This is a genomic window from Thermogemmatispora onikobensis (assembly GCF_001748285.1).
Classification (GTDB): domain Bacteria; phylum Chloroflexota; class Ktedonobacteria; order Ktedonobacterales; family Ktedonobacteraceae; genus Thermogemmatispora; species Thermogemmatispora onikobensis.
This window is the reverse complement of the sequence record NZ_BDGT01000014.1, coordinates 52,776-66,788: the sequence shown is the minus strand read 5'-3', so window position 1 is coordinate 66,788 and position 14,013 is coordinate 52,776. Positions and strand designations below refer to the sequence as shown.

Here is a 14,013-nt window from a genome sequence, read left to right as displayed (position 1 = left end):
GATGGCTCTCTCTCCCGAGCTTCCCAGAGCCTCACCTACCAGAGGTAGCGATCGAGCCAGTGCAGAAGACGCTCCTCACGATCGCGCAGATGAGGTAACTCGCGCAGGCCATGCCCTTCGCGCGGATAGATCACCAGCTCGGCAGGCACGTCGCGCTCACGCAAGGCCCGATAGAAGGCGTGGGCCTGGCTGACAGGCACGCAGTCATCCTCGGCCCCGTGCAGGATCAGCGTCGGCGTTGTGACCTGGGCCGCGTAGGTCAGGGGCGAGCGGGCGCGGTAGACCTCTGGCTGGGTCAGGGGATCGGCCAGCAGGAAGCGCACATCGAAATCGGGAATGTTGGTCTGGGCATGGAAGCCATGCCAGTCGCAGATGCCGGCCCCCATGACCGCCGCCCGGAAGCGCTGGGTCTGCGTCACGGCCCAGGCCGCCATGAAGCCGCCGTAGCTCCAGCCGACAATCGCCAGGCGCTGGCCGTCGACCAGCCCGCGCTCCACCAGGAGATCGATGCCCCGCAGCACATCTTGCAGATCCTTGCCCCCCATATCGCCGACCACGGCCTCGGCGAAGGCTCGGCCTCGGCCCAGGCTGCCGCGCACGTTGGGGCGCAGCACGGCATAGCCGGCGGAGGCCAGCAGCAGGCTCCAGCCGCTCTCAAAGCCTGCCAGAAAGGCCCCTGATGGGCCGCCATGCACCCAAACCACCAGCGGCGGCGCTCCCTGGCCGCGACGCACCAGGGGCGGCGTAAAGAGAGCCTCAATCTCCCACTCATCAACGCTGCGGTAGCTCAACGGCTGGCTCTGCGGCAGCCACCAGGTCTCTTCGGCCAGCGGATTCAGGCGCGTCAGACGGCGCCAGGTCAGGCGTCTCTCTGTCTCCTGGCCTGGCTGGTCCTCCGGCGCCAGGTCGAGCAGTTCGACATGGTAGAGGTCAGGCGGCTGTTCAGGCGAGCTGCGCGTTGTCAGGAAGCGGCGCAGGTCTGGTGTTGTCGCGAGTGAAGGCCAGCCGTCGCGCAGCACTACCCCGGCTTCCAGCACCTGACGTTTGCCGCTGGCCTCATCCAGAATGCCGATCTGCTGGTGCAGTCCGCTCCAGGCCGTATAGAGCAGGTGCCGCCCGTCGGGGAACCAGCGACACCAGGCCAGGCTGATGTCGGCATCGGGGGTCAGATTGCGAGCTGGACCGCCCTCCAAGGACACCACATAGAGATCGCCAGCCCCGCGGATCACATCGCTCCACTCGCCCGAGACGAAGGCGAGGCGTCTGCCATCTGGCGACCAGGCCAGGCCGCTGGCCTGATGCTCCAGGGAGGTCAGTTGACGCACAGTGCCGCCCCCGGCCTCGACGACGCCGATCTGGCCGCGGTACCAGGTAGTCAATTCCGGGCCATCAGAGAAATAGACGGCGAAGCGGCGGCCATCCGGCGACCAGCAGTATTCCCAGATCGCCAGCCCATCGGGGGTCACCGGGCGCGGCAGACCCTCATCGAGGTAGACGGTCCACAACCGCTGGCAGCGCTCGGCCTCGCGGCCAAAGACGCGCGGATCACCCTCCGGCTCGGGCCGTTCATAGCCGAGAAAGGCCAGGCGCGAGCCATCCGGCGACCAGGCGAGGTCGCTCAGGCCGCCTGGCAGCGTACAGAGGCGGCGGGCCGTCCCCCTCTCAGCCGCCAGCACGAAGAGCGCCAACCGCTCTCTATCGCCGCTTCTCTCCTCCTTCTCCTTCGCCAAAAAGGCCAGCAGGCGCCCGTCAGGTGACCAGCGCGGAGAATACTGCTCGCTCGTATCCAGTCCAGCGGAGAGCGGGTACGGCTCGCCATCGCCGCTGGTCTCCTGCAGCCAGAGGTGTCGTTGCGGGCGGGCCTTTCCAGGCAGCGACTCACGTATCACAAAGGCAGCGCGGCGCCCATCGGGCGTCAGATCATACTCGTCCACCCAGCGCAGACGTGCAGCCTCGCCCGGGCCGACCAGGCGCCGAGTCCGCGGCACCCCGTCAGCCGCCCTGACCGAAGATGCTGATAGAGAGGCTTCAGTGCTCACAGCATACTCCTTTCTTCCCTTCCGCGATGGAGCTAACGGTCTCGTTCCGCCTCATCCTGCCTCATCCCGCCTCATCGCTTGCCTGGCGCGTGGTGTATCTGTGCTATAAGAAGGCGCGCAATCTGCCAGACTGAGCAGATTGCCGGCAGCCATCGACGGCCTCCGACGCAGTCAGGCAATGAACAAGCAAGGAAGCGCCCCTATCAGGAAGGGGACGCTGTTTGCTATTATACTGTAAGGAAGGGAGCGTCGCCCTGCCCGCACACTGACAGAAGAAAAGCTGATCCATTCCAGATGCTGAGGACCCTATGCTGTATGAACTACTGATCCTCTTCACCCTCATGCGAGGCCCGGCCCACGGCTACCTGATTGCCAAGATCATCAACGACATGATCGGCCCCTACGCCACCCTCAGTCATGGCCGACTCTACCCGCTGCTGGCCCGGCTGGAGCAGCAGGGACTTATTCAAGTTGAGCAGAACGGGAGCTTCCAGCAGGGCGACCGTCAAACGCGCGTCTACCGCATCACCGAAGCCGGGCGCCAGCGCTTCCACCAGCGCATGATGGACACCACTTCCAACCTGGGGGAATACCGTGAAATCTTCGCCCACAAAGTGGCCGGCTTTGAATTCCTCACCCCTGCCGAGCGCCTGCAGCTGATCGAGCACTACATCGGCTACTGTAAGGAGCACATCCAACACATCTATCGCGAAGCTGAAGATCTCCTCCGGAAAGCCAACGACAACGAAGCACTCCGAAGCCCCGAGCGCCTTGAGCACATCCTCAACGTCATGTACCACTGGATCGAGCAATGGAAACTTGAGCTGTACTGGGCCAAGCAGCTGCGCGAGGGTGTCCTGCAGCACCTGGCCCAGGAAGAGGCAGCCACCACAGCCGGCCCAGAGCCGCAAGTGGCGTCCGACAACTAACCACCCAGCCGCGGCCTCGCAGCGAGCCGCGGCAGCTCGCAGTCCAGGCTCCCGGCTTCAGCCAGCGGAGCCGCGCGGGGCAGGGCAGCGTGCAACTCCTCCTCTTCTCCACGCGCCAGGGCCGGTTTGTTCGCCCCTCTTTGGGACAGAGCCGCAGGACCAGCCCAGCCGAAGGCCCGGCCCCAGTCCCTCCACCTCAGTGGGGTCTGACAGGAGCAGGGCCATCCTCAGCTAGGAAACGGCGCCCGCCTCAGCCATAACCGTCTCATCGCCGCCCCTGGGCGCGCCCTGACGAGCGCGGCCCTTCCCCCTGCTCGAGAAAGCTGCCAGCGCCGTCAACCCCAGACCCAGGGCAGCGAAGGCGGCAGAAGCCCACCACGTCGCCGCAAAAGCCGCCATCACCTCATCTTTGAAGATCGCGCTAATACGCCCACCCAACATCTGCAGATGGCTACGCAGAGCCTCCCGCTGTGGGCCAGGAGGCACCGTCTGGGCCAGTGGCCTCAAATCGACCGTCGTCGTTGTACCTCCCGTCTGAGCCTGTGTCGCCGTCTGTCCCGTCTGTGCCTGCCGCAAGGCCGTCACCAGGTGACTGCGCAAAGCCGGCGGCAACTGCTGATCGCTCGCCACCACCTGCAGGCTCTCCTGCTGGGCCTGCTGCAGATCCTGCTGAAGCTGGGCCGTGAAGAGGGCAATCAGCACAGCCACCCCGAGCGCAAAGCCCACCTGGCGGAAGGTATTCAGAATCCCGCTGCCGACCCCAAGCTGAGCCGGGGGCACCTCGCTGAGAGCAAAGGTGGGGAAGCTCTGGAAACACATGCCCATGCCCACGCCAATCAAGGCCAGGCGCCAGGCCGTGTCGAGCGATCCCGCCGAGGCGCTCACCAGCGCCAGCAGGGTGAACCCCAGCGCCACCAGCAGCAGCCCCGTCAGGCCCACCAGGAGCGGCGGCAGGCGGCGCCCGACAGCCCCCATCAGCAGCGATAGGACTAGTGAGGCCAGCGGTAGCGGCAGCAAAGCATAGGCTGCCTCCAGCTGCCCGTAGCCACGCAGCTCGGTAAAGTAGAAGACAGCCATCACAAAGGCCCCCTGCATCGCCACCCCGAAGAGCAACATCGCCACATCCGAGAGCAGGAAGCTACGAATCCCGAAGAGGCGCAGGTTGACCATCGGCTCCCGCACACGCAGCTCGACCCCGACAAAGACCGCCAGACCGACCAGGGCCAGGCCCAGGAGCGCCAGCGTAGGCAGCGAACCCCACCCCCAATCATTGCCCTGCATCACCGCCAGCACCAGCGAGAACAGGGCCACACTCAACAACAACAAACCGGACCAATCCAGGCGCCCGGCGCGCCCATCCCGACGCACCTCGCGCGTCTCCGGCACCCAGAGCCAGACCAGGACCAGCCCAACCAGGCAGAACGGCAAATTGACGTAAAAAATCCAGCGCCAGCTCAGCGTCTGGACAATCAGCCCGCCCAGGACCGGGCCAAGGGCCGTAGCCAGACCAGCCGCCGCACCCCAGAGGCCGACCGCCGCCCCCCGCTGCTCGCGGGGGAAGATGGCCATCAAAATGGCCAGACTGACGGGATTCAGCACCGCCGCCCCCACAGCCTGAAACGCCCGGAAGCCAATCAACCAGCCGATCGAAGGAGCCAGTCCACAGAGCAGCGACCCCAGCATAAAGACCGCCATCCCAGCCATAAAGATCCACTTGCGCCCGAACAGATCGGCCAGGCGCCCCACGGTCACCAGCAGCACAGCGAACACCAGGCTATAGGCATCCAACACCCAGCCAGCCATCGTCAGATCGGTCTGCAACTGTTGCACAATGGCCGGCAAAGCAATCGTCACAATCGACAGATCCAACAGGGCCATAAACAGCCCGAACATCATCGCCAGCAGCGCCAGCCAGGGATTCGTCCCGCGCCCCAGACCGCTTGCCGGCCTTGTTGCTTGTACCATGCCCTTTACCTCCCTTTACTCGTTCTCTTAGCACAAGTGTACCGCCAACGAAAGCAGCAGACGACCCATGTCCCTCCGCAGGAACAGGTCGGGGCTTATCGTCAGCCAGTTCCAGGTAGCTGGTAGAACCGATAACGGAGATCACTCACAGTGACCTATTATATCAGCATAAGTGGCGAAGATCAATAGTTATATGCCCCAATTTTGCCCATGTTAAATTTATTTTTTTCGATATAGATAGGTCATAATGACCTTTCCCAGCAGCGAGCATGGAAAGTCGTCCTCAGCAAGGAGAAGGCCCGAGCGGCCAGCACATAACGATTCCCCTCGCCAAGGCTGGGAAGACGTGCGATACTGTATCAGGACCAGCAAGGAAAGGATCAGGGAGTTCACAATAGCACCTCCGCCTTGGGGCTACCAGGCCCAAGGAAGGTCTGGCTGGCGGCACCGTCAGGGACCCAGCCAGCCAGCCAGGCAGGAGACCAACAAGGGAGGAAAGAGAAGACATGGCAAGCTTCGCCTACACCCGCGGACTACACGACCTCGGCCACGACCTCTATGCCTATCTACAGCCGCCCGGCACCTGGGGCCTGAGCAACGCCGGGCTGATCGTTGACGGCCAGGCCACCCTGCTCGTCGACACCCTGTTCGACCTCAAGCTCACCGGCCAGATGCTGGAGACCATGAAACGGGCCGTGCCAGCCGCCGCCGAGATCGGCACCGTTGTCAACACCCACGCCAACGGCGACCACTGCTACGGCAACCAGCTTGTTGCCAATGCCCAGATCATTGCCTCCAGGCAAGCCGCCATCGAGATGCAAGAAGAGCCGCCCGAGCGCCTGCGCACCCTGCTCACCCAGACAGCCAACCTGCCCCAACTGCAACGCTTCCTGCAGCGGGCCTTCGGCGCCTTCGACTTCAGCGACATCACCCTGACCCCGCCGACGCGCACCTTCAGCGGCGAGCTTACCCTGCACGTCGGCAGCAAAGAGGTGCGTCTGATCGAAGTCGGACCAGCCCACACCCGCGGCGACATCATCGTCTACGTCCCCAGCGAGCGCGTGGTCTTCAGCGGCGACATCCTCTTCATCGGCGCCCACCCCATCATGTGGGCCGGCCCGACGGCGAACTGGCTGCGTGCCTGCGACCTGATCCTGCAGCTTGACCCCGAAATCATCGTTCCCGGCCACGGCCCCATCACCGACCAGCACGGCGTCAGCGAACTCAAGGGCTACCTGCAGTACATCTATGACGAGGCCCGCAAGCGCTACGAGGCCGGCCTGTCGGCTCTGGAGGCCGCCCGCGATATTCCCCTCGACCGCTACGCGACCTGGACCGATGGCGAGCGCATCGTGGCGAACGTCGCCGCCATGTACCGCGAATTCAGCGGCGACCAGAACGAGCCGGAGAAGCCCTTGCTCTTCGCCAGCATGGCCGCAGTGGCTTCCTGATCGTCCCGCGTAAGCCAGCGTCAGGCTGAGCCTCTCTTCTCCTTCTTCAGCATCGCTCGCATCTCCGGCCCTCACAGCAGAGAAGGAGATAGAGAGGCCTCCTGCAGGAAGAGGGACCCCAGCCAGCATCAGCACAAGCACGTCGAGTCGACTGCTTTCCCCACTCGGCCCACCAGCCGAGGTCTCTCTGGAGGTAGAAGCCCATGAAACTGGTAACCTATGTCCTCAACCCCACCGCACCGTGCGACGAGGGGAGGGCCGGCGTCCTCCTCAACAGCCTCGTTCTCGACCTGGCCGCCCTTGGTCGCTTGGCTGCCGGATCTCTCAGCGCAGGCAGCGAAGAGCCCCTTCCTTCCACAGTGTTGGCCCTCCTTCAGCAAGGAGCAGCGGCCTGGGAGCGACTGCGCGCTGCCTTCGCCCTGGCCAGCCAGCGTGAACCAAGATGGCTGCAAAGTCAAGAAGGACTGGCCTACCCGCTGGAGCAGGTCCACCTGCGCCCGCCCATTCCCACCCCTCCCACCATCCGCGACTTCTTCGCCTTCGAGGCCCACGTGCGCAACGCCCGCGCCCGCAGCGGACTGGAGGTGCCGCCGCAATGGTACCAGATTCCTGTCTTCTATTTCTCGAACACCTCGGCCCTCTACGGGCACGACGAAGCGATTCCCTATCCACGCCACAGCCAGGCATTGGACTATGAGCTAGAGATGGCCGCCGTCATCGGGCGCAAGGGCCAGGACATCGCCGCCGAGGAAGCTGCCGACTACATTGCAGGCTATATGATTATGAACGACTGGAGCGCGCGCGACCTCCAGCTTCAGGAAATGGCCGTCCAGCTGGGACCTGCCAAAGGCAAAGACTTCGCCACCTCCTTCGGTCCCTGCCTGGTCACGCCCGACGAGCTGCAGCCCTACCGCCGTGGCAGCGGCGCCCACGAGCGCTTCGACCTCCCCATGCGCGCCCGCGTCAATGGCCTCCTCCTGACCGAAGCCAACTTTCAGGAGATCCACTACACCTTTCCCCAGATGATCGAGCGCGCCTCACAGCACGTCCGCCTGCGCCCTGGCGACATCCTGGGCTCCGGCACCTGCGGCGGCGGCTGCCTGCTCGAACTTGGCCAGGAGCGCCATCGCTGGCTGGTGGCGGGCGACGTCGTAGAGCTAGAGATCGCCGGGCTAGGTCTCCTGCGCAACACCATCGCCGCCCCCCCTCCTGACCGGGCAGCCCACCAGTCTCCGTGAGCGGCTGCATCCGGCACCTTACCGCGACCAGGACAAGCAAGGAGCGAAGGCCCACCCTGGCCTGGGTACTCGACCTTCGCTCCTCTTGCTCGTCCTTAAAGGAGATCCGGGGAATGCTGCGGCTGTTCACTCTCTGCCTTAGTCGCAACGCGCTAGGTCCGCCCTTCCTGGGGCGGAAACTGCTGCATCCCAGGCTCCTGGTCGGCAATAGGAGAACCGGCAGCAGGGGACTGCCTCGCCTCTTCGCTGGTCAGGCCCCGCTCCTCCGCCAGCTCCTCCAGCAGCCGATCACGGCGCTGCTGATCGCTAATGGAGCGGGCCAGATGCAAACTGAGACAGATGCGTTCAATCTCCAACGTCGTCAGGCGCAGCGCCTCCAGCCGCTTTCCCAGATCCTCCCGCTCGCTGCTCTTAACCTTGATCAGCTTACCAATCAGGCTTACCAGCAGCGTCGCCACCGAGAGAATCGAGCCACCCACAACGGAGGCCCTGAACATAATCACCAAAGCCACAATCACGCAGAGCCAGACAATGACCCGCGTCTCATAGAAGATGATACGATTGGCACGGCGAAGCTCTTCATAGTCCGACTTAAGCAATTGATAGAAATCAGCCAGATGGTCGGGAAAGTATGCCAGCGGCTCAGAAGGGGATGCCACCACCTTCGCCTGGACCTGGCGGCGCCTGGTCCGGCGCGATGTGCCCTCAGCCTCCTCGGACGGGCCCGCTCCCTGCTCTGCCGAGTGATCACGCATACCAGCCCCCCAACCCGGCACAGGATCGCTTACTACTCATATCATATATTGTTTTATGTTCTAGGTAAAAACAATAGAAAACATATATTACTCACACGAGCGAGGGGGCTGATGCGGCCCCACCCAGTGCTCAAACAGAGAAGCAAGAGCCTCCCCACGTTGCTGAACGTCAGCCACCTCATAGGCCCGGAAGCATTCCAGATAGGCCGCATACAGCTCATGCAGCTGTTGCAGATGCTCCTCCAGCTCGCGCTGAGAGCGCTGATGGAAGCGCAGCAGTAGCAGCGTGAGCACCACCGCCAGCGAGGCTGCCCCGATGCTCCATTCCAGAGGCAGGGCCAGCAAGAGACCGGCCAGGGCCAGACCCAGGGAGAGCATACTCATTGGCAACACCCCCACCACCAGGCGATGCGTTAAAGCCAGGCGCCGGCGCAGATGGGCATGCTCTTTGCTCAGCCGCTGATAGCAGGCATCGAGCCTGGCCAGATACTCTTCAGCCAGATCATAGCAAACCGTTCCGGGCAGCTCCTCCGTCTCATTCAGCAGCCCGGCCCCAGCGACCATCAGCCTGGGAACAGCCAGCGCCTCCTCGTTTCTGCGCAGCGCCCTGGGGGTACGAAAACGCGCTCCCATCGGGGTCTCCTCCTCACCGACCAGGAAGGAAGTGATAGCCATAGCAGATCACCTTAGTTTCCATTATAATTCACCAAAAAAGCTGAAGATCTCTATATAACTTGAGAGGAAGAAGAGGAGACAAGGAAATCGAGGAGAGAGGAGACAAGAACAAGAGAGCAGATCGGAGCGGGGCTGCGAGGAGAAAGAGCGCAGCTCAGCTCAGCGGTCCCCAGGGTCGCATGCGGCGGCGAGCCTTTTGAGCCTCCTGATACTGGCCGAGCAACTCGTAGATCTCCGCCTTCAACATCCAGGCGCGGGCATAGCTACGATCAAGCTCGGTGGCCTCATTGAGCGCATCGAGAGCGGCGCGATGATGGCCGAGGCGCAAAAGAGCCTCCGCCTTATTGCACCAGGCCACCGCGCTGCGCGGATTAATCAGGAGGGCCCGCGTATAGGCTTCGACCGCCCCGGCAAAATCGTGGAGCGCCGAGCGGGCATTGCCCAGGCCATTCCAGGCATGAAAACTATGGGGATCGCAGGCCAGGGCCTGCTCATAGGAAGCCAGCGCCTCACTGGTCAGGCCCATATCCAGCTGAGCATCGGCCTTCCCATTCCAGGCCGCCACATAATGAGGATCGAGAGCCAGGGCCCGCTCAAAGTGGACCAGGGCCTGCTGATAGCGCTGCAGCCGATGGAGAGCCAGGCCAGCGCTCACCCAGACCACCGCGCTCTCGGGATCGATCTCCGTCGCACGCTGAAAAGCCTCATAGGCCTTGCGATAATTCCCCTGATTGTAGAGGGCTGTCCCCTTGCCATTCCAGGCATGGAAATTGCGGGGAGAGAGCTGGAGCGCCTCCTCATAGGCTCGCAGTGCCTGCGCATAGTGTTGCTGGCGCAAGAGCTGGTCCCCCTCCTGACACTTCTCACGCACGCTGCTGCTGATGCGCGACGAAATCCGCGTCTGCTGCTGAACCGGCAGGGCAGCGCTGACCCGCGCCTCCACCCCGTTGCTCTCAGCCTCGCTCTGGAGGGCCGCCGGGGCCTGAGCCTGAGCAGGCAAGGCCCGCCGCGATCCTGCCGTCGGGGGCAGACGCCCTACCTCGCGCGAGCGCACCACCAGGGCCCGCGCTCCCTGGCCGGGCTGCAAGGCGCGATCAAAGTCATACTGAAACTCCAACATATCGCTATAGCGCTCCTCCGGGCGCGCAGCCAGGGCCCGCAGCAGCACCTCATCCAGTTCTGGAGTCAGCTCGCGATTCAGCGAGGAAGGAGGCACAATCACGCCACTGAGCGGATCATGGGGATGATAACCGGTGAGCATTTCGTAGAGGACGACCGCACAACCGTATTGATCGCTGCGGGGATCGACAATGCCGTGAGCCTGCTCGGGGGCCATATAGCCGACCGTACCGCGCACCGTCACCGTCATCCCTACGCGGGCCCCCGGCTCCAGAGCGCGGGCGATGCCGAAGTCGGTGATCACCAGGCGATGATCTTCCTGATGGATCAAGAGATTCTCGGGCTTAATATCGCGATGAATCACCGGGCGAGGGCGCGTATGAGCATAATGCAGGGCCGACACCAACTGATGAAAATGCTGAACCGTCTCCCAGAAGGGCAGAGGGCCAGCTGCATTGGCCAGGCGCGTCCGCAGTGAACCCGCGGTATAGAGGGGCATAATCAAAAAGACACTCGGGCCATCGCGGCCATAGTCCAGCACCGGGGCAATATTGGGATGATCCAGGGCCGCGGCAATCCGGGCCTCACGCAAAAAATGCTCGCGTTCAGCCGTGGTTGTCCTGCTTGGCAGGAGCAGCTTGATCGCCACATGGCGAGACAAATGGCGATCGATTCCACGGAAGACCGCGGCATAGCCCCCCTTACTAATCAAAGCCTCAACGACATAGCGACCGGCGAGCGCTGTCCCCAATAGAGGGAGAGCGCAGGCCCGGCAAAAGAGATCAGACTCACGATTCTCGTATCCGCAGTCATCCAGGTCGGCGCAGCGTCGCATGCCCTCCTCCTCTTTCAGTCTCTCACAGTCTCTCCGTGGCGCCATCGACACCAACCAGGCGCGGCTCAGCTCGGCTCAGCTCACGAGAGAGCGTAGCCACCCGGGGTATCCAGCCAGTGTCTCTGTCAGGTCTTGCGCAACGCCGCCTGCTGCTCCAGAGAGCGCACCCACTCCTGACAGGAGCGGGCTTCCTCGCTGCGTCCCAGGCGTTCGAGCACGACCGCCTTATTATGCCAGGCATCGGGTTCCTCGGGAGCGAAGGCCGTCGCCTGATCCAGGGCCGCCAGGGCCTCCTCCAGACGGCCCAGAGCGAAGAGCGACAATCCCTTATTGTTCCAGGCAGCGATATAGTGGGCATCGAGGGCCAAAGCGCGATCGAAAGCCTCCAGGGCCTCCTCATAGCGTCCCAGCTCATGGAGGAGGCTGCCCTTGTTATACCAGGCGGAGATCAGGCCATCATCGTAGCGGAGCGCCTGATTATAGGATTCCAGGGCATCCTCATACATGTGGAGGGCAGCCAGGACGTTTCCTCGATTATACCATGCGCCGGCCAGGGTAGGATCAAGTTCTAAGGCTTCATCGTAGGCTGCAAGCGCCTCCGCATAGCGCCGCAGATCGCGCAGATCGTTGGCCTTATCAAAAGAGTAGAGGGCATTCTGCGGCTCCAACTGCAGCGCGCGCTCATGGAGCGGGAGGGCCTGATCGGGCTGCTTGAGGCGGCGCAAAATATTGCCCTTAATATCCCACAAAGAAGCGCGCTGGCTCTCCAGCTCCAGGGCCCGATCGACCGCAATGAGTGCCTCCTCATAGCGCTGCAAGCTATAGAGCGTATCGCTCATGGCCTGCCAGATGACGCTCTGATTGGGATCAAGCACCAGGGCCCGATCGAAAGCCAGCAGGGCCTCCTCCGGGCGATTCTGCTCGGCCAGCGCCATGCCACGGCCACTCCAGGCGAAGGCCGAATTCGGATCGAGGGCCAGCGCCTGATCGTAGCAATACATCTCCTCATCGTAGCGGCCCAGCTCATGCAAGACACTGGCGCGCGAGTTCCACAGCTCAGGATCGTCCGGGCGCAGACGCAAGGCATAATCGTAGGCCGCCAGCGCCTCCTCCGGGCGCCCAAGGAGCATCAGGGTAGCCCCCTTGCCGATCCAGGCCTCCACCGGGTTCCCCTGGGAGCGAATAGCCACCTCGTAGGCCGCCAGCGCCTCCTCATAGCGCTGCTGCTCATAGAGCGCATTGGCCTCCGCCAGCCAGTCACGCACGCCCGTTGGAGTCGTCTGGCGCTGCTGCGAGATGGACCGGCGGGGCAGCGCGGGATAGCGCTCAGTACTGACCTCATCCTCCGCTCCTCCCTCCTCCTCCTTCACCCCAGCCGCGGCCTGGACCGTCGCCTCGGCCTCCGACCACAAGAGGTCGCTGCCCACACGGACCGTCATATGGGGACGAAACTGACGGGCGGGCTGGCGCGCCGGATCGAATTCTGTCTTGACCAGAAAGGCAACCGGACCATCCTGGCCATAATCGGTCACGCGAATGCTCCCCGGCTCATTGACCCGGCTGGAGAGCGACATGGCCAGCTCCGCATCTTGCAGGAACTCTTCCCGCTCCTGCTCCGTTGTCTCGCGCGGGCGCAGCACACGCACCGTCACGGGCAGCCCGCGATGGTGATCGAGAGCCTGCAGCGTCACCGTCTGGCGGTCGCGAGAAAGCAGATCCATAATTTCATAGCGCCCCAGCAGGAATGAGCCTCTGGTCGGAATTCCACATTGGGCGCAAAAACGCACTTTATCGGGATTCTGATAACCACATCCTTCGGCGTCCAAACAGCCCCCCATGGGCCTCCTCCCTGCTCAGCACATCGTTTTAACAACGTTCCCTCATACATACAAACACGTAGACATCGCAGAAACGGTGGAACAGCAGCATGCAAGCATATAGGGACCCGGGACCTACTCTAACGAAAGGGTCCTCCTCTGTCAAGAGAACGTTCCAGCATGCTTTTCTCATGATACCACAAAGTGCGGCCAGGGCGCTGCCCAGCGGCCATTTTCGCCTGTTCTGCCCCCCACAGAAGGGCTTGCCTTCCATCTCAGGCGGTGCCATAATGAAAAGACAAGGATTTCGGCAAATTTGCTGTAGTCCTCTCCGGCGGAGATCCTCTATAGTAAGAGTAAAACGCTGTGACGGTCTCACACTGGCTGGTGCTGGCTGGCGGCGAGGAAGTTGCTCCGCAGGAGGGTTTTGACAGTGTTCAGCGAGCTACGAGAGCAGGACGATAGCATCATGACAACACAGACCGCTCCCGGCGCAGTCAACGGCGAGCATGAGGAGCAGCGGGTGATCCGCGTGCTGCTCGCCGACGACCACGCCCTGGTGCGCGAGGGAACACGGCGCTTGCTTGAGGCAGAGAGCGATGTCTCAGTGGTAGCTGAGGCGGCGAGTGGCGAGGAGGCGGTAGAGGCCGCTCGGCGCCTGAATCCCGATATTGCCATCATGGACATCGCTATGCCCGGCATGGGAGGAATCGAGGCCACTCGCCAGATCAAGGCCCACTGTCCTAAAACGGCTGTCCTGGTGCTCTCCGCCTACGACGATGAGCAGTACTTGATCGCCCTGCTGGAGGCGGGAGCCGCCGGCTTCCTGCTGAAGAATGTCCACGGCCAGGAGCTGGTGAATGCGATCCGCGCTGTGGCCCGCGGCGAGTCGGTGCTGCAGCCATCGCTGACAGAGAAGATGATGCGCCGCCTGACGAACCGCAGCAGTCACCCAGCTCAGCGCTCTTCGGACCTGCTCAGCGAGCGCGAGTTTGACGTCCTGCGTCTGGCCGCCCGTGGCCTGCCTAATAAAGAGATCGCGCGCCGCCTGGGTCTGAGTATCCGTACTGTCCATAGCCACCTGGCCAATATCTTCCAGAAAATGCAGGTTGGCTCGCGCACCGAGGCCGTGCTCCAGGCCCTCCGCCAGGGAATGATCTCACTCCAGGATACCTACGATAGTCAATGAG

10 protein-coding genes are annotated in these 14,013 nt (G+C 63.0%); 4 read left to right on the top strand and 6 right to left on the bottom strand.

Going from position 1 to position 14,013, the window contains the following annotated elements:
- Positions 1 to 35: 35 nt before the first annotated feature.
- Positions 36 to 2,039: a S9 family peptidase gene (locus BGC09_RS08425; RefSeq protein WP_069803444.1), complete on the bottom strand. Its 2,004-nt coding sequence runs from the start codon at positions 2,037 to 2,039 to the stop codon at positions 36 to 38.
- A gap of 308 nt (positions 2,040 to 2,347) precedes the next feature.
- Here BGC09_RS08425 and BGC09_RS08420 point away from each other — a divergent pair, with 308 nt between their 5' ends.
- Positions 2,348 to 2,968 (top strand): PadR family transcriptional regulator, encoded by a 621-nt coding sequence (locus BGC09_RS08420; protein WP_069803443.1) that lies wholly within the window; start codon positions 2,348 to 2,350, stop codon positions 2,966 to 2,968.
- A gap of 231 nt (positions 2,969 to 3,199) precedes the next feature.
- Here the strand turns inward: BGC09_RS08420 and BGC09_RS08415 are convergent, their stop codons facing one another.
- A complete protein-coding gene (locus tag BGC09_RS08415; RefSeq protein WP_069803442.1) occupies positions 3,200 to 4,933 on the bottom strand; it encodes a DHA2 family efflux MFS transporter permease subunit in 1,734 nt (577 codons plus the stop codon).
- 506 nt (positions 4,934 to 5,439) lie between these two features.
- Here BGC09_RS08415 and BGC09_RS08410 point away from each other — a divergent pair.
- Entirely contained in the window at positions 5,440 to 6,384 is a 945-nt protein-coding gene (locus tag BGC09_RS08410) for an MBL fold metallo-hydrolase (RefSeq protein WP_069803441.1), read from the top strand.
- Between the two features lie 203 nt (positions 6,385 to 6,587).
- Positions 6,588 to 7,622, top strand: coding sequence for a fumarylacetoacetate hydrolase family protein (locus BGC09_RS08405; RefSeq protein ID WP_069803440.1), 1,035 nt, complete (start codon positions 6,588 to 6,590; stop codon positions 7,620 to 7,622).
- A gap of 152 nt (positions 7,623 to 7,774) precedes the next feature.
- On the opposite strand, the gene BGC09_RS08400 is transcribed toward BGC09_RS08405, so the two are convergent.
- The 4 genes from BGC09_RS08400 to BGC09_RS08385 form a co-directional block, all read right to left on the bottom strand.
- Positions 7,775 to 8,377 carry a magnesium transporter gene (locus tag BGC09_RS08400; RefSeq protein WP_069803439.1) on the bottom strand — a complete coding sequence of 201 codons (603 nt, stop codon included), beginning with the start codon at positions 8,375 to 8,377 and terminating at the stop codon, positions 7,775 to 7,777.
- A gap of 87 nt (positions 8,378 to 8,464) precedes the next feature.
- A complete protein-coding gene (locus BGC09_RS08395) occupies positions 8,465 to 9,052 on the bottom strand; it encodes a hypothetical protein (protein WP_069803438.1) in 588 nt (195 codons plus the stop codon).
- A 154-nt stretch (positions 9,053 to 9,206) separates the two neighbouring features.
- The gene (locus tag BGC09_RS08390) at positions 9,207 to 11,006 is read right to left on the bottom strand and encodes a serine/threonine-protein kinase (protein WP_069803437.1); all 1,800 of its coding nucleotides are present in this window, start codon (positions 11,004 to 11,006) and stop codon (positions 9,207 to 9,209) included.
- A 125-nt stretch (positions 11,007 to 11,131) separates the two neighbouring features.
- The gene (locus tag BGC09_RS08385; RefSeq protein WP_069803436.1) at positions 11,132 to 12,844 is read right to left on the bottom strand and encodes a tetratricopeptide repeat protein; all 1,713 of its coding nucleotides are present in this window, start codon (positions 12,842 to 12,844) and stop codon (positions 11,132 to 11,134) included.
- A 448-nt stretch (positions 12,845 to 13,292) separates the two neighbouring features.
- Here BGC09_RS08385 and BGC09_RS08380 point away from each other — a divergent pair, with 448 nt between their 5' ends.
- Positions 13,293 to 14,012: a response regulator gene (locus BGC09_RS08380; protein ID WP_069803478.1), complete on the top strand. Its 720-nt coding sequence runs from the start codon at positions 13,293 to 13,295 to the stop codon at positions 14,010 to 14,012.
- Position 14,013 lies beyond the last annotated feature (1 nt).

What these genes read in the sequence shown, in the direction of transcription:
- BGC09_RS08420 (WP_069803443.1), top strand. Translation starts at nt 2,348, where the DNA reads ATGCTGTATGAACTACTGATCCTCTTCACCCTCATGCGAGGCCCGGCC.
- BGC09_RS08415 (WP_069803442.1), bottom strand. Translation starts at nt 4,933, where the DNA reads ATGGTACAAGCAACAAGGCCGGCAAGCGGTCTGGGGCGCGGGACGAAT.
- BGC09_RS08410 (WP_069803441.1), top strand. Translation starts at nt 5,440, where the DNA reads ATGGCAAGCTTCGCCTACACCCGCGGACTACACGACCTCGGCCACGAC.
- BGC09_RS08405 (WP_069803440.1), top strand. Translation starts at nt 6,588, where the DNA reads ATGAAACTGGTAACCTATGTCCTCAACCCCACCGCACCGTGCGACGAG.
- BGC09_RS08400 (WP_069803439.1), bottom strand. Translation starts at nt 8,377, where the DNA reads ATGCGTGATCACTCGGCAGAGCAGGGAGCGGGCCCGTCCGAGGAGGCT.
- BGC09_RS08395 (WP_069803438.1), bottom strand. Translation starts at nt 9,052, where the DNA reads ATGGCTATCACTTCCTTCCTGGTCGGTGAGGAGGAGACCCCGATGGGA.
- BGC09_RS08390 (WP_069803437.1), bottom strand. Translation starts at nt 11,006, where the DNA reads ATGCGACGCTGCGCCGACCTGGATGACTGCGGATACGAGAATCGTGAG.
- BGC09_RS08385 (WP_069803436.1), bottom strand. Translation starts at nt 12,844, where the DNA reads ATGGGGGGCTGTTTGGACGCCGAAGGATGTGGTTATCAGAATCCCGAT.
- BGC09_RS08380 (WP_069803478.1), top strand. Translation starts at nt 13,293, where the DNA reads ATGACAACACAGACCGCTCCCGGCGCAGTCAACGGCGAGCATGAGGAG.